Annotated in this window: 23 protein-coding genes; 22 read left to right on the forward strand and 1 reads right to left on the reverse strand. The window is 45.0% G+C overall.

The window, feature by feature from the left end:
• Positions 1–85 precede the first annotated feature (85 nt).
• The 3 genes from WA407_RS08000 to WA407_RS08010 all read left to right on the forward strand — a co-directional run bounded on the left by WA407_RS08000 (position 86) and on the right by WA407_RS08010 (position 1,872).
• Positions 86–292 carry a DUF896 domain-containing protein gene (locus WA407_RS08000; protein WP_013310543.1) on the forward strand — a complete coding sequence of 69 codons (207 nt, stop codon included), beginning with the start codon at positions 86–88 and terminating at the stop codon, positions 290–292.
• A gap of 120 nt (positions 293–412) precedes the next feature.
• On the forward strand, positions 413–922 hold the full coding sequence (locus WA407_RS08005) for a hypothetical protein (protein ID WP_061831521.1): 510 nt from the start codon (positions 413–415) through the stop codon (positions 920–922).
• Between the two features lie 155 nt (positions 923–1,077).
• On the forward strand, positions 1,078–1,872 hold the full coding sequence (locus WA407_RS08010) for an HAD family hydrolase (RefSeq protein ID WP_336077211.1): 795 nt from the start codon (positions 1,078–1,080) through the stop codon (positions 1,870–1,872).
• 101 nt (positions 1,873–1,973) lie between these two features.
• On the opposite strand, the gene WA407_RS08015 is transcribed toward WA407_RS08010, so the two are convergent.
• Positions 1,974–2,516 carry a 1,2-dihydroxy-3-keto-5-methylthiopentene dioxygenase gene (locus tag WA407_RS08015; protein ID WP_235309665.1) on the reverse strand — a complete coding sequence of 181 codons (543 nt, stop codon included), beginning with the start codon at positions 2,514–2,516 and terminating at the stop codon, positions 1,974–1,976.
• A 280-nt stretch (positions 2,517–2,796) separates the two neighbouring features.
• On the opposite strand from WA407_RS08015, the gene metH reads away from it, so the two are divergent.
• The 19 genes from metH (at position 2,797) to WA407_RS08110 (ending at position 23,557) form a co-directional block, all read left to right on the forward strand.
• Positions 2,797–6,237, forward strand: coding sequence for a methionine synthase (gene metH, locus WA407_RS08020; protein WP_336077096.1), 3,441 nt, complete (start codon positions 2,797–2,799; stop codon positions 6,235–6,237).
• Between the two features lie 79 nt (positions 6,238–6,316).
• On the forward strand, positions 6,317–7,246 hold the full coding sequence (gene rnz, locus WA407_RS08025) for a ribonuclease Z (protein WP_061831517.1): 930 nt from the start codon (positions 6,317–6,319) through the stop codon (positions 7,244–7,246).
• 491 nt (positions 7,247–7,737) lie between these two features.
• On the forward strand, positions 7,738–8,559 hold the full coding sequence (locus WA407_RS08030; protein WP_235309666.1) for a TIGR01457 family HAD-type hydrolase: 822 nt from the start codon (positions 7,738–7,740) through the stop codon (positions 8,557–8,559).
• A gap of 69 nt (positions 8,560–8,628) precedes the next feature.
• Positions 8,629–9,447 (forward strand): Fpg/Nei family DNA glycosylase, encoded by an 819-nt coding sequence (locus tag WA407_RS08035; RefSeq protein WP_061831515.1) that lies wholly within the window; start codon positions 8,629–8,631, stop codon positions 9,445–9,447.
• The gene (locus WA407_RS08040; RefSeq protein WP_336077212.1) at positions 9,437–10,285 is read left to right on the forward strand and encodes a deoxyribonuclease IV; all 849 of its coding nucleotides are present in this window, start codon (positions 9,437–9,439) and stop codon (positions 10,283–10,285) included. Before WA407_RS08035 ends, WA407_RS08040 begins: the two co-directional genes overlap by 11 nt.
• Positions 10,286–10,356: 71 nt before the next feature.
• Complete coding sequence (locus WA407_RS08045; RefSeq protein ID WP_235309667.1) at positions 10,357–10,695, forward strand: cyclic-phosphate processing receiver domain-containing protein; 339 nt, start codon at positions 10,357–10,359, stop codon at positions 10,693–10,695.
• A complete protein-coding gene (locus tag WA407_RS08050) occupies positions 10,692–11,006 on the forward strand; it encodes a thioredoxin family protein (RefSeq protein WP_336077097.1) in 315 nt (104 codons plus the stop codon). Before WA407_RS08045 ends, WA407_RS08050 begins: the two co-directional genes overlap by 4 nt.
• A complete protein-coding gene (locus WA407_RS08055; protein WP_250261194.1) occupies positions 11,003–11,776 on the forward strand; it encodes an ABC transporter ATP-binding protein in 774 nt (257 codons plus the stop codon). The genes WA407_RS08050 and WA407_RS08055 overlap by 4 nt, the downstream gene beginning before the upstream one ends.
• 22 nt (positions 11,777–11,798) lie before the next feature.
• Positions 11,799–12,857, forward strand: coding sequence for an SAM-dependent methyltransferase (locus tag WA407_RS08060; RefSeq protein WP_061831511.1), 1,059 nt, complete (start codon positions 11,799–11,801; stop codon positions 12,855–12,857).
• Positions 12,858–13,037: 180 nt separating this feature from the next.
• Positions 13,038–14,531, forward strand: coding sequence for a serine/threonine-protein kinase (locus tag WA407_RS08065; protein WP_336077213.1), 1,494 nt, complete (start codon positions 13,038–13,040; stop codon positions 14,529–14,531).
• Positions 14,532–14,572: 41 nt separating this feature from the next.
• Positions 14,573–15,559 (forward strand): SAF domain-containing protein, encoded by a 987-nt coding sequence (locus tag WA407_RS08070; RefSeq protein WP_254328484.1) that lies wholly within the window; start codon positions 14,573–14,575, stop codon positions 15,557–15,559.
• A gap of 22 nt (positions 15,560–15,581) precedes the next feature.
• Complete coding sequence (locus WA407_RS08075) at positions 15,582–16,295, forward strand: hypothetical protein (RefSeq protein WP_061831508.1); 714 nt, start codon at positions 15,582–15,584, stop codon at positions 16,293–16,295.
• On the forward strand, positions 16,292–17,149 hold the full coding sequence (locus tag WA407_RS08080) for a hypothetical protein (RefSeq protein ID WP_336077098.1): 858 nt from the start codon (positions 16,292–16,294) through the stop codon (positions 17,147–17,149). Before WA407_RS08075 ends, WA407_RS08080 begins: the two co-directional genes overlap by 4 nt.
• Positions 17,150–18,985, forward strand: a complete 1,836-nt coding sequence (locus tag WA407_RS08085; protein ID WP_235309672.1) for an ATPase, T2SS/T4P/T4SS family — start codon at positions 17,150–17,152, stop codon at positions 18,983–18,985. It abuts the gene before it with no gap.
• Positions 18,975–21,059, forward strand: a complete 2,085-nt coding sequence (locus tag WA407_RS08090; RefSeq protein WP_336077099.1) for a hypothetical protein — start codon at positions 18,975–18,977, stop codon at positions 21,057–21,059. Before WA407_RS08085 ends, WA407_RS08090 begins: the two co-directional genes overlap by 11 nt.
• Positions 21,060–21,109: 50 nt before the next feature.
• On the forward strand, positions 21,110–21,589 hold the full coding sequence (locus WA407_RS08095) for a hypothetical protein (RefSeq protein ID WP_023988985.1): 480 nt from the start codon (positions 21,110–21,112) through the stop codon (positions 21,587–21,589).
• 40 nt (positions 21,590–21,629) lie between these two features.
• Positions 21,630–22,025, forward strand: coding sequence for a hypothetical protein (locus WA407_RS08100; RefSeq protein WP_336077101.1), 396 nt, complete (start codon positions 21,630–21,632; stop codon positions 22,023–22,025).
• Position 22,026: 1 nt separating this feature from the next.
• Positions 22,027–22,581: a hypothetical protein gene (locus WA407_RS08105; RefSeq protein WP_322160835.1), complete on the forward strand. Its 555-nt coding sequence runs from the start codon at positions 22,027–22,029 to the stop codon at positions 22,579–22,581.
• The gene (locus WA407_RS08110; protein ID WP_336077102.1) at positions 22,568–23,557 is read left to right on the forward strand and encodes a hypothetical protein; all 990 of its coding nucleotides are present in this window, start codon (positions 22,568–22,570) and stop codon (positions 23,555–23,557) included. The genes WA407_RS08105 and WA407_RS08110 overlap by 14 nt, the downstream gene beginning before the upstream one ends.
• Positions 23,558–23,605 lie beyond the last annotated feature (48 nt).

Raw genomic sequence — 23,605 nt, forward strand, 5'->3', positions numbered from 1 at the left:
AGGGAGCGTAATGCGGGAGCCTTGACAAGCTCTTTTCTACATGTCAAAGTGTATTATATCTTTGCTTTTATGGAGGGGACACAATTTGGATATAGACAGCTTGGTACAGCGCATCAATGAATTAGCGCGCAAAGCAAAATCCGAGGGTTTGACGGAAGAGGAAGCCACAGAGCGCGCCAATCTTCGGGAAATTTATTTAGGTAACATTCGCCGTAATTTTCGGCAGCAGCTTGAAACGATTGAATTTGTGGACGATGATACATCGAAGGGAAATGACGGGCTGAAGCATTAATGTTGTTAAAGCGCCCAAGCCTGCAATTTGCCTTTTGTTTTAGGTACCGTTCTCGGTATCTATATAGATTAGCTTTGAGGCAATTGTTTTATTGTAATATATCTGGGAAGGAATTGAGAGATGGCCCGATCATTTGAAAGAAAAGTACGCAAAAACACAGCGCATTTAAATAAATCGCGCAAAAAGCAAGGCATTCAAACCATTAACGGCGCAGGTTCTGCAATGGATATTTTCCGTGGCCGTAACATTACTGTGCCAATTATGCTGGCTGGTCTCTCTGTATTGTACATGCTTATGAGTTACTTTTTGACTAAGACTGGCATGCGAGGGATGGATTGGCTTGTATTCGGCCTGTACTTGATGCTGGCTGTTATCTTTTTCATCCGTCGTCCTTATCTGAAAGTGGGAAAGGATACTCTCTATATGCTGAAAGGTGGTAGAGAACGTCCAATGACGGCAGGGGACATGAAAGCCATCAAGATTGAAAAGGGTTACGTAACCGTTGAAAGAAAAGGTAAGGGCGGTAATTTCATATTCACAAAATCATTAGGTCGCTATGACACGGATGCCATTGCAGAGCGACTTGAGAAGTTTGCGCTATCCAATCAGATACAGGTGGACAAGAAATAACTGATTTAGCCTGTAGCTCTTTAACAAAGGCCGTATGATGTTATTTCATATAACATGCTGCGGCCGCTTGCTTAATATGGGCACACATAACGATTCAAATACTTAATCGAGCAAATAGGTGTACATATACTGTGGAAAGAGAGTGGATAATTCAGATGACGATTCAGGCGGTAATGTTTGATCTTGATGATACCCTTTTATGGGATGAACGTAGTGTAGAAGAGGCATTTGATGCAGCGTGCCAAACAGGCTTCCGTGAAGCAGGCGTTGATCCGAAAACTCTGGAGGAAGCGGTACGTAGGGAAGCACGCGCTTTGTATGAATCCTATGAAACCTTTAGTTTTACTCAAATGATCGGCATTAACCCGTTTGAAGGATTATGGGCGAATTTTACAGCAGGTGAGCAACCTGAATTCCGCCAATTGGAACAGTTGGCCCCTGTTTATCGAAAGGAATCATGGCGCAGAGGACTCCAGCAACTAGGGATAGATAATGAGAAGTTGGCGGAAAAGCTGGCTACCCAATTTGCTTCGGAAAGACGCGCGCGTCCACATGTATATGAAGAAACGTTTGAGATTCTAGAACAATTGAAGGGACATTACAAACTGTTATTGCTGACAAATGGCTCTCCTGATCTACAACAGGAGAAACTGGATGGAGTTCCTCAATTAGCTCCTTTTTTTGATCATGTTGTCATTTCAGGTTCATTTGGTCGAGGCAAGCCTGATCCGTCTATATTCCAGCATGCTTTGGGGCTTCTTGGTATTGAGCCTGAACATGCTTTAATGGTAGGAGATAAGCTGACGACTGATATTCAAGGAGCGTTGGCAGCAGGTGTACACTCGGTGTGGGTGAACCGGAACGCTAAAACCAATACCACAGAGATCAAGCCGAAGTTCGAAATCAAGCATCTGTCTGAATTGGACGGAATTATTCAAACGTTAAAGTAAGAAATCCATAGTCTTAAGAAACGAGTATTAAAAAAACTCCCTTCGCTCGATTATTACAGAGCAGAGGGAGTTTTTTTATTCACACAAGGATAAATTCGTAATTATGCTTTAATGAAGGTTGGGTCTTCATACGGTTCGGCAATCCAGCCATTTTCTTCGATGAACAAGCGGATTGCGACGATCTTTTGATTCTCCATTAAAGTGAAGAAGTGAGGTATATTTTCAGGTACGGAGATAACGTCCCCCGGTGAAAGCTCTACGTTAAAATAGCCGATCTCTTCAGGGCCTTTAATGATGAAGATGCCTTTACCAGCGACAATGGCACGGATTTCATCCTCGGTGTGGGTGTGAATTTGCTCAAACTTGGCCAGCAGCTCGTCCAAATTCGGCGTTGCTTCAGATAAAGTGATAACGTCCCATATTTTATATCCGCGACGTGCGGCTAAATCCTTGATTTCGGGTTCAAATGTTTGGAGAACAGCGGCCTTTTGATCATCTGTTAAGGTAAAGTTCTCTTGCAGCTCCCCGGACAATTTGGAAGTATCCCAATGTTCATACAATATCTCGTGACTCTCCAGAAATTCACGTACTTGTGCTTCACCGCTAATTCGCTCGTTCGTATTACGTATTAAGATTTCGGCCATATATCTATTCCCTCTTTTCCACTTGGATTAATGATGTATAAAGAATACCATGTCTTGAAACGTTGTACAATACAGGATTTCAACATTTTATAATGCAAATGACTATAGCTAAAGGGTCAGGGTTAAGTACGTTCTGTAATGCTACAAACTATAAAAATGGATTAGAGAAGTCGTTTTTACAAAGAACAACCTGTATAAAACGTATGTTTTTACTTCAATCTATCTAAATGATACGGTTTCTGCTAAACTAGGATTTAACGTTTTGCGGGGGTGAAGAAATTTGGATAAAGTTAGCTTGCAGGATGCATTACAACGAAGAATACTCCTTCTTGATGGGGCCATGGGCACCATGATTCAACAGGAAGACCTTTCCCCCGATGATTTTGGTGGGGAAGAGCTGGAGGGCTGTAATGAAATGCTGGTCTTAACGAGACCAGATGTCATTCAAGGGATTCATGAAGCTTACTTGGAGGCTGGGGCAGACCTAATTGAAACGAATACATTTGGAGCAACATCCGTCGTTTTGGCGGATTACGATATACCAGAACGTGCCCGTGAAATTAATCTGGTGGCAGCCAAACTGGCGCGTAACGCGGTGGATAAATACAGCACTGCGGACAAGCCTCGTTTTGTAGTAGGAGCTATGGGTCCAACCACGAAAACCTTGTCTGTCACAGGTGGTGTTACATTTGCTGAGCTGATTGACAGCTATCAAGAGCAGGCTTTGGCGCTTATTGAAGGCGGCGTGGATGTACTCCTTTTGGAGACCTCACAGGATACGCTTAACGTCAAGGCTGGAAGCATCGGAATTCGGCAGGCTTTTGAGCAGACAGGTATCGAGCTTCCGCTAATGATTTCAGGCACGATTGAGCCTATGGGAACGACGTTGGCCGGACAAAATATCGAATCCTTTTGCATATCACTTGAACACTTACATCCAATTTCGATTGGATTGAATTGCGCTACAGGTCCAGAGTTTATGCGTGATCATATTCGCTCTCTGTCTGAAATGTCCTCTGCAGCTATTAGCTGTTATCCAAATGCGGGTTTGCCTGATGAAAATGGCCAATACCATGAATCGCCTGATTCATTAGCCCGTAAAATGGCTGCTTTCGCTGAAAAAGGCTGGCTGAATATTGCTGGGGGTTGTTGTGGTACCACGCCTGAGCATATTCGAGTTATGAGTGAAAGTATGGCGCAGTTTGAGCCGCGTCCGCTGGTAGGTCATCATCCTCCTGCCGTATCAGGCATTGAGCCTGTATATATTGAACAGGACAATCGTCCGTATATGGTTGGTGAGCGAACGAATGTTCTGGGCTCCCGCAAATTCAAGCGTTTGATCGTGGAAGGCAAATATGAAGAGGCATCTGAAATTGCCCGCGCTCAGGTAAAAAGCGGAGCGCATGTCATTGATATTTGTGTGCAGGACCCGGATCGCGATGAAATGACGGATATGGAAGCGTTTTTGAAACTGGTTGTAAACAAGGTAAAAGTACCTTTGGTGATTGATACCACGGATATTAAAGTCATTGATAAAGCACTTCAATATTCGCAAGGTAAGGCGATTATTAACTCCATTAATTTGGAGGATGGTGAAGAGAAATTTGAGAAAATGGCTCCTCTTATTCATAAGTACGGCGCCGCTGTTGTTGTTGGAACCATTGATGAACGCGGACAGGCTATTTCACGTGAGGATAAGCTTGAGGTAGCTAAACGTTCTTATGATCTGTTGGTAAACCGTTACGGTTTGGCAGCAGAGGATCTAATTTTTGATACGCTCGTATTTCCAGTAGGAACAGGTGATGAGCAATATATTGGTTCAGCTAAGGAAACGATTGAGGGCATTCGCATTATTAAAGAAGCCCTTCCCGGGGTTCATACCATCCTGGGCATCAGTAACGTATCTTTTGGTTTGCCGGAAGCGGGTCGTGAAGTGCTCAATTCCGTCTATTTATATGAATGCACCAAAGCAGGTCTGGACTATGCGATTGTAAACACTGAGAAGCTTGAACGCTATGCATCCATTCCAGAGCATGAGCGGAAACTTGCGGAAGACTTGATCTATAAAACAAATGACGATACTTTATCCGCCTTTGTAGCAGCTTTCCGTAACAAGAAAGTGGAGAAAAAAGAAAAGATATCAAACCTTTCGCTCGAAGAACGACTGGCTTCCTATGTAGTCGAGGGAAGTAAAGAGGGACTCATTCCGGATCTGGAGCAGGCGCTCGTGAAATATTCTTCGCTGGAGATTATTAATGGCCCGCTGATGAAGGGGATGGAGGAAGTAGGACGACTATTTAACAATAACGAACTGATTGTTGCGGAGGTGCTGCAAAGCGCTGAAGTGATGAAGGCGTCCGTAGCCTATTTAGAGCCGTTCATGGAGAAGAATGAATCCTCAGTAAAAGGTAAGATTTTGTTGGCTACAGTCAAAGGTGATGTGCATGACATTGGTAAGAATCTGGTGGAGATTATTCTATCCAACAATGGTTACCATATCGTGAATCTGGGTATAAAAGTACCACCAGAACGCATTATTGAAGCTTACCGTGAAGAAAAGGCAGATATGATTGGCTTATCCGGACTGCTTGTTAAATCGGCACAACAAATGGTGCTGACCGCACAAGATTTAAAAAATGCGAATATTGATATTCCAATAATGGTGGGTGGAGCTGCTTTAACACGTAAGTTCACTAAAAATCGTATCCGTCCTGAGTATGATGGTCTGGTTGCCTATGCAAAGGATGCTATGGATGGTCTGGATATTGCCAATAAGCTTATGAATCCTGAGTCCCGCAAAAAAATGGCTGAGGACATGGAGGCTGAGCGGGAGGCGGAAGCGGCAATCGTCGTGGAAGCCAAGCCGCTCCCTAAGCTCACTCGAGCTGTGCGCTCTAATATTGCTCAGGATTTGCCTGTTTATATTCCACCAGATACGGATCGCCATGTACTGCGCAACTATCCACTGAATTATATTTTGCCTTACGTGAATATGCAGATGCTAATGGGGCATCATCTTGGTTTAAAAGGCAATGTTGAACAGCTGCTGGCTTCGGAAGATCCGAAAGCGATTCAGTTGAAGGAAACCGTGGACAGCATCATGTTTGAAGCTGTGACAGACGGAATCATCCAGGCACATGCTATGTATCGTTTCTTTCCAGCGCAGTCCCAAGGAGATCAAATTCTGATCTATGATCCCTCGGATGTGAGCAAGGTACTGCACACATTTACATTCCCGCGCCAGCAGGTAGAGCCTTATCTATGTCTGGCTGATTTCTTGAAATCAGTGGAATCCGGAGTTATGGACTATGTAGGTTTCATGGTCGTTACAGCTGGTCATGGGATTCAGCAGATATCTACCCAGTGGAAAGATAAAGGAGATTATCTGCGCTCGCATGCACTTCAAGCGGTAGCACTCGAAGTAGCAGAAGGGTTAGCGGAACGGCTTCACCATATTATCAGGGATAGCTGGGGGTTCCCGGACCCTGCCGATATGACAATGAAACAACGACACGGTGCCAGATATCAAGGCATTCGGGTATCCTTTGGCTATCCGGCATGTCCAGATCTAGAGGATCAGGGGCCGTTGTTCCAGTTGTTAAAACCTGAGGATATTGGCGTTGAGCTGACGGAAGGGTTTATGATGGAACCGGAGGCTTCTGTATCAGCCATGGTGTTCAGCCACCCTCAGGCGCAGTATTTTAACGTCGAAAAGGTTTAACACCTTTATCAGATGGGACAGCAAATACCCTCCGAGCTTCGGAGGTTTTTTGCTGGTCAGCAGGAAGAAGGTTAAAGTTATGGAATTTTATTTTCTCGGTACAAATGCAGGGGTGCCTACGATTCAGCGAAATGTAACGTCCATCGCTCTTCGTTTGCTGGAAGAACGAAGAAGCATGTGGCTGTTCGACTGCGGCGAAGGCACTCAACAAGAGGTATTGCGTTCGCCGCTCAAACTAAGCAGACTTGAAAAAATATTTATCACCCATTTGCATGGGGATCATCTTTTTGGTCTGCCGGGACTGCTGTCGAGCAGAGCGTATCAAGGGGGAACGACACCACTGACGGTATATGGGCCGCCTGGAATCCAGCAATATATAGAGCTATCTTTAGGGATCAGCCAATCGCGAATCAATTACCAACTACATATTGTGGAGCATACGGGCGGGGTTCTGTTTGATGACGGACAATTCCGGGTAGAGTCAGCTTTGCTGGATCATCGGATTGACAGCTATGGCTACCGAGTTGTAGAGATGGATAAGCCCGGTAAGCTTAACCAAGAGCTGTTGGAGCGATATGGTATTAAGCCTGGCCCGATGTACGGTAAGTTAAAGCGTGGGGAAAGCGTGGAGGTAGAGGGTGGAGTTATTTTGCATCCTCAGGATGTACTGGGTTCGCCGAAAAAAGGGCGTATCATCACGATTTTAGGGGATACGAGACCTTGTCCGAATACGGTAGTGCTGGCTCAAGATGCAACTGTCGTCGTTCATGAAGCCACTTTTCTGCATGAACTGGCAGATACAGCTTACGAGTATCATCATAGTACAGCGCTTCAGGCAGCGGAAGCTGCAAAAGCCGCAGGTGCGGGTCAGTTAATCATGACGCATTTTAGTTCTAGGTATAAAGATCAGGAGCAGCTTCAGCCATTGCTGGAGGAAGCGCAAAGCATATTTCCTAATTCATTGCTTGCGGAGCAGCATGTGTTGTTACCGGTACCCGATATCGGTTAATAAACGATTGCAGAAGATATGTGCATGGGTGCCGGGGCTTGCCTCGGTGCCTTTGTTTTTCACCGAAATTATTTTCCGGGAAAGCGCAGGATGCGACAAGAGATGAGAACCCGTGCTGGGTGGTGGGGGATGAATTTGTTCTACCACATATGGAGGCGTGTCATATTCGAGTTTCTATATATCGAATTTAAAGGATTATATTTCTTGAGCATGACCAGGAAATACAGGAGATTTCCTTTGAGGAAATAGCGCCTTCGATGGATTTCGACGAAGAAGTGAACTTATGTCATGGGAAAGCGACGGCTTTTAGCGAGGAATGGCGCTATTTTGGACGGTTTACCAGCAATTCATGGACTTCATAAGCATTTTTGACTTAAGATAGATGATATGAATAGAGACGGTCGATTATTTTATGACCTGAATAATTAAGGTGGTTAAATAAGAAGGAGAACATCGTTCATGGGATGAATTATAGTTTTTAATGCTATGATGTGAATGGATTTGAAGTAGGGGAGGGGATTGCGATAAAATCGTTACTAATTGATCTGGATGGAACACTTTATCATGGAAATCGGATGATCAAGGGTGCGGATCTGTTCATATCCCGATTGCGTACAGACCAGATACCTTATGCTTATGTTACAAACAATGCTTCACGTACACCCGATTCGGTGGCTGAGCATTTGGTTGGTATGGGAATTGAAGCGGCCAGCCATGAAGTCTATACTTCGGCGTTAGCAGCTGCACAATATGTTGCACAGCAAAGTCCTGGAGCTCGTGTATATTGTATTGGTGAAACAGGATTACGCGATGCACTCACAGGAGCCGGTTTGCAGCTTGTTGAGAACCATCCTGATTATGTGGTGCAGGGGATAGATCGTCAATTTACATATGATGCGCTGGCCGCTGCCATGCGCTGGATTCGGGAAGGAGCAACTTTTATTTTGACAAACCCGGATCTCCAATTGCCTTCACATGATGGGCTAACGCCAGGTGCAGGTACGATTGGAGCTGCAATTGAAGCGGCTTCACAGGTAAAGCCTATTGTCATCGGCAAGCCTTCAAGCGTATTGATGAACTATGCGCTGAACCGCTTAAACATTAGGGCGGATGAAGCTCTGGTTGTGGGCGATAATATGCTTACAGATATTGCGGCAGGTGCAGCAGCAGGTTGTAAAACAGCTCTGATCCTGTCGGGCGTGACGACCCGCGCTAATATGGACGAGCATGTGCGTACCGTTGGAGTGAAACCTGACCTGATGTTTGACAATCTCGCTGAACTGCAGGACTGGATGAAAGAAGAGCTGAAATAATAGAAAGTATATGTCTTACAAAACTTGCGAGAATTAAAAGCTATGTAGCTACGAAAGGAAAGATGTTTTATGCCGGAACTTCCTGAAATGGAAAACTACAGAATCTTATTATCAAAACAAATTTTGGACATTCCGATTACTGGAGTTACGGTTAGCCGTGAAAAGTCCATTAATACTGAAGTGGAAACGTTTGAGAAGCAATTGCTGGGAACGACCGTTGTATACTTAGAGCGTCGAGGCAAGCATTTGATTTTTCATTTAAACACGGGCGGGCGGCTCGTACTTCATCTGATGCTCGGAGGACTGTTATATCTGGGAACGGAGGAGCAGCGTCCAGATCGTACAGTTCAAATCGAATTAGATTTTAGTGGAGTAAAACTTTATTTTATCGGACTGCGCTTAGGTTATCTGCACCTGCTAACGGCTAAAGAAACAGAAGAAGCTTTGTCAGACCTGGGACCTGATCCGTTAGACCGTCGCATGACGTTGGAAAAGTTTACAGCACGGCTGAAGGGACGCCGGGGGATTTTGAAAACAACGCTGGTGAATCAGCAGATTTTTTCGGGTATTGGCAATTGTTATTCAGACGAAATTGCTTATATCGCCGGATTTACACCGGGTTCCAAAGTACAGAACATTGTGCAGTCGCCAGAAAAAGTGGAAAAGCTATATCATGCCACTCAATCCGTACTACGTGAAGCTACAGCGGAAGGCGGGTACATGGAAATGCCTCTAATGGAGGGGGACACGCTAACAGGTGGATTTGATCATCAGTGTCGAGTATATGACCGCGAAGGAGAAGAATCTCCAAGTGGCGGGAAAATTGTAAGGGTTGAACTGGCGGGGAAAAAAGCATTTTATTGCCCGGTACAGCAGCATGATGCCTAAATTGCTCATCGGCTCCCATGTGAGTACGCGTGGTGGCTTTTCCAAAGCCGCTATGCGTGCGCGAGAGCAGGGGGGACGTTCATTTCAATATTTCCCGAAAAATCCTCGTAGTCTTAGGCTGAAGGAATGGAGTGCTACTGATGCTGCTACTTGCAACGCTTACTGTTTAGAGCACCAGCTTCAATCCATTGCTCATTCACCATATCCCGTTAATCCAGCTCATGGGTCCGAGCGTGGTCAGGAACTTTATGAGCTGACGATTGCTTCATTACGCAATGATCTGGATATTGCTGAAGCCTGTGGGTCAAAAGGGATTGTCGTTCATTTTGGTCATATGCATTCGTTAGACCCTCTAGAGGGCTACCGTAATATCATTAACTGTTTTAATGATGTGCTGGAAGGCTGGCAGGGAAATGCTAAAATATTGATCGAAAATCAGGCGGGAGATCATGGACCCATGGGAACCACGCTTGAGGAAATGGTGCAGATTCGTCAGTTGTGCCGATATCCTGACAGTATCGGCTTTTGCTTAGACACTTGTCATGCATATGCAGCGGGATTGTGGAACGGTGGAATGGACGAGGCTTTGATCGAAAAAGGGAATCGTCTCGGCTATTGGTCAGCTCTGTGTGGAGTTCATTTGAACGATTCTAAATACCCATATGGCTCTAAAAAAGACAGACATGCCCGTGTGGGACAAGGCTACATTGGTACTGAGGGCATGCATTGGATGACAGATCAGGAGGCTGTAAGAGGGATTCCTATCGTTTTGGAGAGTGAGACGGGACCTGATGGGACACATCAGGAGGATATTCAAATGATTCTAAGCTGGGAGTAAATTGGTCTGATTGATAATAACTATCTTTGAGGCTTGTGAGCTTGCATATATGGAAAAAGGAGGAGAAGTTGATGTATTTGTTTATGGACGATTATCGGCCTTGTCCTCCGGGCTTTAAGCTGGCAAGAGATGCGGATGAGTGTCTGCTGCTGCTTCATGAATACCCTATTTCGATACTATCGCTAGATTATGATTTGGGTCCAGGTCAGCCTACGGGAAAGGATGTGGCTGCTGCTATCGCAGAGAAACGGCTATATCCACGTGAAATTTACTTGCATTCGTCCAGTCCAGAGGGGCGGCGAGCCATGTATGAGCTACTCTATGCGAATAAGCCAGAGGGAGTCACCGTACATAACGGGCCCATACCCGAAGAGCGTATGCGAGAGATCAGAAAAGGGTCTGAACGATGAAAGAGATCGGACAAAAAGAGGCGTGCCGTGCCATATGGGAGGGATGCAAGCTGGCTTTGTTTGTGTACACTCCCATGTGCGGAACATGCGCGGCTGCCCGTAAAATGCTGGAGGTAGCAGAGCATTTGCTCCCTGAAGAAGCAGTGGTGCAGAGCAACATTAACTATATTCCTGAACTGGTACAGGAGTACCGGATATCCAGCGTTCCCGCGCTTCTTATATATAATGGTGAAAACAAAAATCCTGAAATCATCTACAAAATGGAATCTGTAGAACACTTGCTGAGCAAAATAAGGAGCGTGATGGAATGATATCCATGAAGAGCATTACGTTGCAGCGGGAAGAAAGACGGATTTTGGACGATGTAAGCCTGGACATACGAGAAGGTGAACATTGGGCTATTCTGGGTCGCAATGGTTCCGGTAAAACAACATTGCTGGAAATGATGACAGGATATATGTTTCCAAGTCATGGAACGGTTGAAGTGCTTGGGCAAATGTATGGTCAATGTGATGTGCGGGAAGTTCGCAAGCAAATCGGATATATCAGCCAGACCTTGTTGGAAAAGCTGGCGCTAAAAGATCCCGTTTGGGAAGTGGTCGCTACAGGTGCGTATGCTTTTTTGCGCTTTTATCAGGAAATTCCGACAGAGGCAAAAGAAAAGGCCATATCTTTGCTGGAGGGTATGAATTTAGGCGACTTGATTCATCACCCACTGGGGACGTTATCTCAAGGAGAACGTAAAAAGGTGATGCTGGCCCGCTCACTGATGGCAGAACCTCGTCTGCTAATTATGGACGAGCCTTGTGCCGGGTTGGATCTATTTGAGCGGGAAAAAATGCTGGTCGAGATTGATCGGCTCCGCAAGCGAGACTTATCAGTGGTTTATGTGACTCACCACATTGAGGAGATTGTCCCCCTCTTTACGCATGTTGCATTGATTCGTGATGGTAAGGTCGCAGCAGCTGGACCGAAAAAAGAAGTTTTAACGAAAGAATTGATTATGCACACATATGAAGTTCCGGTTGAGCTGGATTGGGATGGAGAACGTCCCTGGATTCGGGTGTGCACTGGAGGGTAATGTTATTTTGGAGGAACTATATATGAGTACAGATGAACAAAGTGAATCTACTTTGTCATCATCAAGATTTGTTTGTACTGCCAATCACGGTTTTGCACCCTATGCTCAAGAGGAGCTTAGAAGATTATTTGGCTCTGTAAAAAGCACGATGCTTTTACCTGGTGAAATTTTTTTGGCTACATTACCTGCGGAAGAAATTGAGGCAGTGAGGACAATTACAGCTCAGCCGCCGATGTTTTTACGTCACTTGTTTCCTGTTCATTTTCAGGAAGAAGGAACGGACCTGGTTCAGGTGCAGGAACGGCTGGTTGCATTCATCCGTAACCGCAAGGAACTGATGGATCAACGTGTTTCTTTACAAGTGCGCAAAGGATCTAATAGCAGTTGGACTGAAAGCGCAGGTGCGCTCAAGCAGGCTTTGAGTGAACAAATAAGTGATCTACCTATGGAGCAGACAGTACAAGGCGCCGATCTTATTGTGTCCGTTTTTGCAGATACAGATACGTGGTATGCAGGTGTATCACGTCCTGAGGATAACCTATCGGATTGGAGCGGAGGCGCGGTTCGTTTTCAAAAAGAAGATGGACAAATTTCTCGTGCCAAATTCAAGCTATTGGAAGCAGAAGCAACGTTCGGCATAGATTTTGGCGCTTTCCGTCAGGGACTGGATATTGGGGCAGCACCGGGTGGATGGACTTCCTTCTTACTGGAGCGGGGACTGAAAGTTACAGCGGTTGATCCGGCAAAGATGGAGCCATCACTGATGAAGTACGCCAATCTGACTTTTTTGCGTAAAAATGCAAGTGAAGTCAAATTTAAAGAGAATTCGTTCGATCTGCTGGTTTGTGATATGAGCTGGAGTCCTAAGCAAATGGCAAGGCTCGTTACTGATTTACTATATAGTTTGCGAAGTGGTGGTACTGCTATCGTTACGGTCAAGCTAATGCATAAAAAGCCCTTGGCGCTCATTCATGATGTAATTGCTTCATTTGAGGAGTCCGGCATGCAGATTCAGCGTGCTAAGCAGCTATTCCATAACCGAGATGAAATTACCCTGTACATGATCAAGTATGGAAAATAATACTTTACAATAGATACAGGTGTGCTATATAATAAATCCAAATTGTTCCTTAAAAATAATAATCATGTTTAAATCAAGGGAAAGCATCCCGCGAAAACGGTTTTCATGGCGACATGGAAATTTGATTTTGCGGCAGCTTTCCCTTTTTTGCGTTGTCTGCTTTAGAAAGGAGGTAGGAGAATAATGAAGCAACCATCACAGTTGGAATTCGGATCCATTGTCGGTGAGCGTTACCGTATTGTCCGCACATTGGGTTCGGGAGGAATGAGCCACGTGTTCATGGCAGAGGATTTAAAACTGCCAGGCAAGCAATGGGCGGTGAAGGAGTCGGTTGCCGGGCCACAAGTGATGAAGCTTGTACGTACGGAGGCAGAGATGCTGATTTCGCTGAGTCATCCACGTTTACCGAGAATTGTTGATTTTTTTGAGCATCCTCGATCTGGTGCGGTATACCTGGTCATGGATTACATCGAAGGAATTACGCTGGAAGCATACATGAAGGGCTATCAAGGCTATATTCCACAGGAGCAAATCGTCCCATTCGCTTTGCAGGTACTGGATGTGTTGGATTATTTGCATACCCGTCAACCGCCAGTCATTTACCGAGATCTGAAACCGACGAATATTATGCTGACACCGGAAATGGAATTTATACTGATTGATTTTGGAATAGCGAGGAGCTATAAGGCTGAACTGGATCAAGATACGGTAAAGCTGGGCACAGTGGGCTTCGCTGCCCCGGAGCAATATGGAGCAGGTCAGACGGATGCTCGTTCAGACTTATACAGTTTGGGAGCGCTGCTATTGTATCTATGTACAGGAGGCAAATATAGCGAGTGGACTGCGGGAGTAGAAGGGTATATTCGCGGAGAATTGCCCCGCCAATTGATCCCGGTGATTCGAAAACTGCTGCGTCAGCATCCTGAGGAACGATTTCAATCTGCCGGGGAGGTCATTGGAGAACTGCGGCACAGTGCGGATTTTCAGCCTGCTCAACAAGGAATATCCGTTAATGATGCCTCAATGGATTATGCAGGTACAAGGGTAGTGGCTGTATTGGGTGTCTCGGCCGGCTCCGGTGCTACTCATACAGCAATTGCGGTGAGCCACTATCTGGCTCGAAGGTCCCGCTCCGTAGCTTTGGTTGAGCTGCACAGCACAACCAAAGCATTTGCCCGACTTCAAGAAGTCGTAGAAGGCACATCCGTTGGACAATCGAGTTCAAGTCGGCGTTTTGAAGTTGATGGAGTACACTACTGGCGGCAAACATCTCGTGCGGATGTCATTTCTTTGTTGGGTGGTTCCTATAGATTTATCGTACTGGACCTGGGGAGTGGGCAGGACAATGAACGACTGGAAGAATTCTTGAGAGCCGATTATCCGCTTGTCGTTGGCTCAGGGGCCGAATGGAGAGTTCAGGATATAGCAGGGCTAGCCCGATCTCTTCAGCGCCACCCACAGCATAAATGGAATTACTGCTTGCCATTGGCAACCTCGGAGGCGGTTCGCAGGCTTCGTAAGGAGCTGGATCACGATAAAGTATTTGCTTTACCGTTCCACTCAGACCCCTTTGAACGAGATGATGAGGTGGATCAGGTGCTGGACGAGCTGTTTCGCGGAGTCATTCCAGATACCCGGAAAAAACGCTTCGGATTCCTTAAACGACAGCGCTAAATAGAACGGTATATATCAAAAAGAGGCAGGGGAGAAGTTGTGTGTCCAAGCTAAGAAAAAGCAGTAAACAAAAGCTATACGCCGGTTGTATTGGCGCAGGGATTATTGGCACTATCTTTGCTGGCTACCTTATGATTAATATCCACAAAATGGATGAGGTCAGGAAACAGGCTGAAGTAGAGGCAGAGCAGAAATGGAAAGTGTATGAACAAGAGCAACGAACCGCGAAAAAAGGTTGGGCGGTTGTCCGTGACATTTCCCCAGGCGAACAGATTGCATCTAATGATTTGAAGGGAATTAAAGTTCCCGGTTCTCAGGCCCCATCAAATTTGCTGACAGATAAAAGTGAAGTTTCCGGTACCACAGCCAAGATTGAGCTAAAAAAGGGATCTGTGCTTACATCGGCCATGGTTACTGCTGATGAGCCCACACCTAAAGATTTACGCAACCGTGAGCTAAAGGTGGTAGTATTGCCCAACAGCCTCAAGTCGGGTGACGAAGTGGATATCCGCATTCAATTTCCAACAGGGCAGGATTACATTCTATTATCTAAGAAGAAGATTTCTCGACTGGAAGGTCCAATTGTCTGGGTCACTTTGAATGAGCAGGAAATATTATCGCTTTCGAGTGCGATTGTTGATGCTTATCTGCATAAAGCATCTATCTATGCCCTGACATATGTCGATCCCCAATTTCAGCCCAAGGCAATCCCGACCTATCCGCCTAATGCGCAGGTGTTAGCGTTAATGAATAGTGATCCGAATTTGATACGCGTGGCTGAACAAAAGCTGTCCAAGCAGCTGCGGGATTCGCTTGAAAATGCAATTAATGCGTCAAACAATGTGATTTCAACACCCGTGGAAAGAAGTTTGAGTGAGGAAATTGTAGCCCAGCATGCGGGTGCTACTATAGAAAACCCAGCAAGCGGGATAGATGATACAAGAAATGAATATGAGAACGAGCAGGATCATCAAGAACAAACAAAGATTCTGACGCAGGGCGAAAGCTCTGATCCGTATGCCAAATAAATGAGAGAAAAGGAACGGAAGTATGAAAACATGGATATTTGCCGGGCTTTGTGACAAAAGCGATACCTTGTTATATATCAGCAGTATATTAGCAGCTTCCGGCCAACAGGTACTGCTTGTGGATGCTACGCTGCGGGGACAGTATCGGTATAGCATAGGGATGCTCGACAAACCACTTCCCATTACGCAGTTTAGTGGTTTTGATGTAGCAATTGGATTTACAGCATGGGAAGACCTGCATACCGTTATGATGACTGATCAAAAGGCGGAGCAGGCTTATGACATTGTTATTTTGGATGTAGAGTTACCTGATTTTTGTCCAATTTCTGTTTGGAAAGGGGCAGAACTGCGAGTTTGGGTCAGTGATTATAGCCGTATGCTAATGCACAACGGACAGAATTGGCTTGAGCATTTATTCAGTCAACCCGAATTCCCCAAAGATCTTGTATTTCACAAGCTATTTTTACAGGCTGTGGATTGTGGTGTGGAGGAGCCGTATCTGTGGGAATACATGAACCATTTCCCGGCTTCTTGGCAGCAAGAGCCATATGTTCTGCCATGGGATGAGGGGCTGCTTGCTCTGAAACTGGAAAATGAGCATAAAAAACAGCTACTACTAAAACCGCTATCCAGAATGTATAAGAAAGAATTATGCCGTTGTATTGGGGAATGGATGAGTTGGGAATTAAAAGTGAGTCGTCGTGCGCTAAAGCGTGCGGAAAGGAGTAGGGCATGAGTACCATTTTGTTTTGGAGCCCCATTAAGGGGGCTAGTGGAAGTAGCTCTTTGGCGGCAGCAATAGCAATTACCATAGGGAATCTATATAGAGGAAGACTATTATTGACACATTTAGGTCGTAGATATACCGGTATTGAATCAGGATTACCTATACAAGAGTATGGTATGGACGATCCAACCCTACAGCTTCAGGAAGGGGGCTGGGATGCTGCCGCACGTTTGGTTCTGCGAGGGACACTGTCTAAAGAAAATATTCGTAATTATACGACACCTGTACTCGAACATACTTTGGATGTACTTGAGGGAACCTCCACCTTTGGAGCTGCACCGCCGTTACTATCTCCAGGGCTTGTACGGGCAGTAATAGATACAGCGAATCAATATTATGATTTAACGCTGATTGATGCAGGAAGTGGAGCAGGGTGGGGGGCTGTACAGCATGAAGCATGTGCACAAGCCAAACTGGCCGTTCTTTCACTCACTCAGAATATGCGAGAATTAGATGCTTATTTTGAATCCGTGTCTCCGTTATCTACCTACTCATCATTGCCCTTATTAATAGTACTTGGGAAATATGATGTGCATTCTCAAGTGAATGAAACGAATATTCGCAGGAGATATGGCTACAAAGGTGCTTTGTATACAGTCCCTTATAGCACCGGATTTATGGACGCATGGAACCGCAGGGATGTGATCGGCCATGTGCAACGTGAGGTACGAAGTGGAAAAGAGCAGCATCGCAAGCTTTTTATGCCCGTAGGATGGGCGCAGAGTATACGACATATCAGCAAAGCTATTCTGGAGGCGTCAGAGTCCGATCTTCGACTCAAGGCTTTGGAGAGGGGCGCTTAAATGCTGTCCGCTCAAATGATCAACGGATTGATTCTTACCTGCATAGTACTGATGTGCATCGTACTGATTATTGTTAAATATCGAGGGAATCTTCACTCGCGACATTCAACCCTTCGGGTAGAAAAAAAGAACGAAGATGCCACATTCGAAACATTAATAGAGTATATCAAAAATGCACTTCATGAACTGAGTCATAGCCAGATGGCGGATGCCGGATTGCATGAAGAGGAATATAGACGGCGTATCCATCAAAGGGCGGAACTACGCAGGGCGTTAAAGGACTGTGCCAATGGCAGCATTGGAGATAAACGTTTTGTTAAAAATCTGATGGCTGAGCTTCTGATTAACGGTTACGGCTTGAACGAGAAAATCGTCGATACTGTTATGCCATTCTCCAGACCTGAGTTGTTTAGCATACAGGATCAATTCGAAATTATATTTTACCAATACCAGCAGAAGTTTGGCGCTGATGCACTATCACGTTTATTGGATACTTATGACTTGGCCGAAATGAGGTATTCACAGCAAGGTGAAGAAGATGGAAGTTATCTCGTTACCGCAGAGGATATTCGTTATATCTATGACTGTGAGTACCGCCCTCTTTCCTTTTTGGAGAAAGTGGATATTATTGTCCAGCGCATTTATCAGCATTACAAAGGCTTTTCCGTCATTGATGATATTCGTGACCAGCGGATCGACGGTGTAAGTGGGGGTGTCAGTGGTATGCCGGAAGGTGGGATTCCTGCATCATCAGACTGGCCTTCGGATGGGTATGCATTTGAACAAACATCTGCGTCTACTGCCAATGGTTATGAGAGCGTGTGGATTTTTTATAAAGGTAAAACGATCCATCTTTCGTTCCTTTCCTTCGGATCTGAGCGTGAACTTAAAAGGGTGTGCCAAAATATTTACAAATACAATTACCCGGGCCAGCTTTCCGAAGCGAATGGTTATAAGGTCAACGAAATGAAGGATGGGTCACGGGTAGTGGTGGTGCGCCCTCCTTTCTCAGAATCGTGGGCTTTCTTTGTTCGTAAATTCGATATTCAAAGCGCATCGCTGGAACAGTTAATTAAGGGACAGAATGCTGATTTTCCAATCCAACTACTTTCTTATTTAATGAAAGGCAGCCGGATTACTGCTATTACAGGCGCGCAGGGTTCAGGTAAGACGACGTTGTTAATGGCGATGGTCAAGCATATTTATGCTTCGTATACGCTTCGTGTTCAGGAAATGGCCTTTGAACTGCATCTGCGCAGCATTTACAGTCGCCGTAACATTCTTACCTTTCGAGAAACGGACCATATTTCAGGACAACAAGGGCTTGACTTGCAGAAAAAAACAGATGGAACCGTCAATATCCTAGGCGAAGTAGCAAGTGATGAAGTAGCTGCTTGGATGATTCAAATGTCGCAGGTTGCCAGTCTGTTCACCATTTTTACTCATCATGCCAAAACATTTCGTGATCTCGTGTTTTCACTTCGTAATTCATTGCTCAAAACAGGAGTATTTCAGCATGAAGGCATCGCTGAGGAACAGGTAGTTCATGTCATTAACTTTGATGTGCATCTCAAACGTGATGCGGAGGGGCGACGCTACATCGAACGGATCACAGAATGTGTGCCGTGTGACCCGGATCGTACGGATGCAGGCTCCAATGCTTCATTGAGCTACAGTTATCGCCACGTTATGGAATATCGGAACGGAAGCTATATACCGATGGAGCCCTTAACAGCCAAAAGTGCAAAAGAAATGTGTGAGCAGATGAATGTAAAGGATGCCAGAGATTTCCGCAGTTTTTTGACCCGCTATTGGGAGGAAGACTATGAGTCTTAAAGAAATTTCATTATGGATTTTACTTATATCAGGTGGAAGCTTTGCGCTTCTATATATAGTTTTGTGGGGGTTGCATAAGCGTAGTAGTCATGCAGTTCGCAGAGGACGAATTTATTCTGTGCAGGAAGGACGTAAGGGAAAAGCGGTACTGCAACGTGAGCTGCAAGCCTTACTGCATAAGTTGTACACGCTATGTATGAAGGTCCCTTTCTTATCTGGCTACATCACGAGTGTACGTAAGCGACTAGCTGGTCAGCATGCCTACGATGAGTACAAGCTTCGCCTACAGACTATGAAGATGACACTGTTCATCTGGGGGGCTTTTGCTTGCAGTGGCGTTGTACTGGTCATGATGAAGCCAGGAATAGAGTTTGCTATATTGGCCGTTTTATGCGGAGTGGTAATCAACAGTCTTATTTTGGATATGGCCATTAGCCGGATGGAAAAAAGGCTACTTGCACAGATGATCGAATTATTCGCCAATGTACGTCATTATTACCATCAGCACGGTATGGTGGAGGAAGCCATATCCGAAGCGACCGATTTGGCGGAGGCAGAGGCTGGGAGACACGCACGACTCATCCATGAGGCGCTAACAGATGTTGATCCGCACGAAGCATTGGAAAGATACTATGAGTCGGCTCCTAATCGATTTTTAAAAGCATTTGCCGGTATCTCGTATATGGTAATGGAGTTTGGTGATCGGATTGAGGAGGGGGGCTCCATTTATTTGAAGGGGCTCGGCAGTCTCGCACGCGAAATCCAGTTGGAGTTGCTGCGAAGAAATAAACTGGACTATCTATTAAAAAGTCTAAACGTGATCGCACTGGCACCTGTTTTCTTTACCACCCCAATCGAGACATGGGCGAGATCCAGCTTTCCATCCATGGATGAGTTTTATCAGGGAAAATTGGGTTATATCACGAAATTGTCCGTTTATATTGTGATAATCGTATCTTATTTTCTGTTACAGAAGCTTCAACAGACCGATGAAACAGGATATCGTGCGGGTAGAGGACGGAGGGTTTGGGAACAGAAGCTATACCGTTTTCCCATCATCCGTAATGTGGTGGATTCTTTAATTCCGCGTCAGCATATATCTTCTTATTTCCAGATAACCCGCCTATTAAAAGAAAGTGGTGCGGAGATAAAGCTGGAGTGGCTCTACATACGCAGAATAGCTCTTTTTATCGTAGGTTTGGTGCTCAGTATTAGTACGATATTTTTTTTACATGAAGCTGAGAAAACGCATATCCTTCACGCCCCGGTACAATCGGGTCAAATGTTTGGACATTTAAGTCCGATGGAGCAAAAAGAAGCTTTGAAGCAGAGTGGGATTGATCGCAAAATCATGCATTTGCTGAACATGAGAGCGGACAGCACATACGAACGAACGTACGCTGCTTTAGAACATAATGCCAATGGAACTGTTACTCCTGAACAGATATCCACAAATACTCGGCGTATTCTCCAAAAGCTGAAAGATTGGAATGATGAATACATCAAGTGGTGGGAAGTACTGATTAGTTTGATTTTTGGGTATGTAGCCTATCAAATGCCTATGCTTTTATTATATTTGCAACGAAAAATGCGTCGGTTGGATATGAGGCACGAGGTGTATCAATTTCAAACAGTTATTTCCATTTTACGGGTTATGGAACGAATGTCTGTCGAGGAAATATTGGAGTGGCTGAACAGATTTTCAGTTATATTCAAAAGACCTCTGCAAAAATGTTTGCTTCATTATGAACATGGGCCAGAGGCAGCTCTCAACTTATTAAAAGAAGAGGCACCTTTGCCGGAGTTTCAGCGTCTAGTGGACAAGCTCCATTTGTCTTTGGGTAAAATTACGATTCGAGAGGCCTTTGATGATTTGGAATCCCATATGTCTTACTATTTCGAACAAAGAAAACAGGAGTATGAAAAAATAATAGACAGCAAGGCTATCTGGGGAAGGATGATTGGCTTTGCCCCGATGTATGGTCTTATCTTTTTATATTTGGTGATTCCGTTGATCGGCATGAGTTTTGTTCAAATGGATAACTATTATGAGCAAATACAAAAAATTCAGTAAGAAAGTTCTATTATGACTAATACAAAATAACAAGCTGAGGAGAGAAAAATATGAATAACGCATCAACAGCTTTAAAGGTAGCCGCTGGGATATTTTTGACCATCGCTCTAATTACGATTGTAGTTATACTGTTTATTTCAGCCCAGGAGGCGACTAAAACGGCACAAAACAATTTTGCTGATATCCAGACCGAATTGTCTCAAGCCTCTTTTACGGTATATGACGGCACAACGATTAGCGGTTCCCAGGTGACCAACGCGCTACGGAAGTTTCAGGGGAAGGACCAATTCGGCATTCAGATTAAAACCGGTAAAAATATGGCAGGCCAGTGGTACGGTAATGCTCTGAACATTAGCCCAGACAGTGAACAGTATGGCGCAGTGAATGGTGGCAGTGATAAGACTGGGAAAATCACGAATACGCTTAATGAGAAAGAGAATGAATACGTAAATCCAAGTGGCAAATTCAAGGCTGAAATCGTAAAGGACAAATCGAACGTTGTCCGTGGGTTGTTGTTTACCCAGTCCTAAGCACTACAGCAAAGATAATAATCATAAGGGGGATGAGAGTATGTCTGATCACGCTTCAAGTATGCTGCGGCTTGGTGTGTCAGTTATTCTGTTCATAACCGCATGTGTAACGGCAGCAAACTTGTCCAGCCAGCTGGATGGTGCACTGGAATTAAGATCACAGCAAGAGGAGCATTCTGAAGGGCGAATAGCCCGTACTGCTCGGGTGGAATTGCCGGAACGGATTAAAGGAGCTCAGGTCATACAGGCAATTCGCATGAACTTACAGGAGGGGATTTCGGTTCAAGTCGACGGGACAGAGTACGATGTGTATTCTGAACCATTTGAGCCTGATGTATCTGCCCTGGATGCTTCCTCTTTATATTCCATGTATCCACAGCGTAATGGGAATGGGGACATAACATCTGTACGTTTTGAGAAATTGGGGGAAGACTGAAGTGGTTCAAACAATATCCAAGTTGTTGGGGACGCTGCTCGCTGTATTGCTTTTGTACATCGTACCCGCAGTTCAAGCTGCTGAACGGCAGGATGATATATCCGGGTTAAATACATATCATTCAACTGTACGTTTTGTTGATATGGTAAGAACCAAAGGTTACATTACACCGACGATGTATAACGATTTTATGCGTGATCTGGAACTGACAGGCAATACGTACGAAGTTGACTTGGAGCATATGCACAAAAAGTATGTACCGGACTATGCGGATGCCGCGAAGCCAGACAGTTTCCTAGGCAACTATGAAACTGTCTATGATGGGTACTATAATCCGCAAATCTTGCCTGTACTGTTTCCTGACAATCAGCAGCCAAAATCAGATCAGACACGTCGGTATACCTTGATGGCCGGGGATTATTTTACGGTCCGGTTACATAATACGAATCGGACTCCTGCGAACTTGTACAAATCATGGCTTCTCGGTGGGGCAGATAGCGGCAAGCCGGCAGTTACAGCTTCTTACGGGGGCATGGTTCTGAATGAAGATTACTGATTTTGCAGTCATATTTATACTTTTGTTTTTGCCCTTTGGTGTAGTTAGTGACTTACGGGTGCAGAATCAGCGTGAAGTGCAGCAGCTAGAAATGAAATATACGTCAGCTCTTCGTACCGCAGTTCAGGATGCAGGGGTCGTGCTCTCACAGAATGAACGTCAGGAACGCGAGGCCGGATACGGATCGGATAAGTTTTTTCGTGTAGATAAAGAAGCAGCGCTGAACACGTTCCTGCATACCCTTTTTCTTAATGTAGGCATTGATGAGGATATAGTAGCACAACGTGCATTATTGGATTATATACCAGCCATTGTAATTCTGGATTATGACGGTTATTATGCGTTCACTTCAGAAGCCTATACAGACGAGCGTGGACAAGCTGCTATTGCCCACAAATGGAGCGAAAAAAAGCCATATGCTATTGTTGATTCAGTAGGCAACAGTGTGGGGTTCAGCTTGGATAATTATGTGCACGCATACGATGCGCGGAATCACAGGTGGGTGGAGGGCTTTCAAAAGGAACTTCAGGATCAGACTCCTATATCTTTACTGAATAATTCAGAAACTTTTGAGCAAATACGTCGTTCCACTATTGTTGGCAGCGTTCAAGAGGACCTGGCGCGAATTATTAATGTCCATAACGAAAAAGCTGCACGTAACGGCATATCCTATACATTCACACTACCGATCATTCCGCAAGAGGAGTGGTACAACACGATAGATGATGTGGGTCTGATCGCGTTTATCCAAGGCATTCCGGTCGGAGACAGGTATTACAATAACTATGGATTTGGTGGTGGGAGAGTCGTCAGAAAGCAAGACATTATCGGTGGCATAGAACCAGATACTAGAATGAAATATTTTTATAGAGATTCATGTCCAGCTCCCTTTAAAGCGAGTGAACGTTTTACGGATGAAAAATCTGCAGCAGCTGCGGGATACTTTGAGTACAAATGTTATAATGGCTTAAAATAATCACCCTCATGGGTGGTTTTTGTTTTTTTAGGCAGATCCATACCAAAA

It is taken from the genome of Paenibacillus sp. 203 (assembly GCF_037027525.1).
GTDB lineage: Bacteria > Bacillota > Bacilli > Paenibacillales > Paenibacillaceae > Paenibacillus > Paenibacillus polymyxa_B.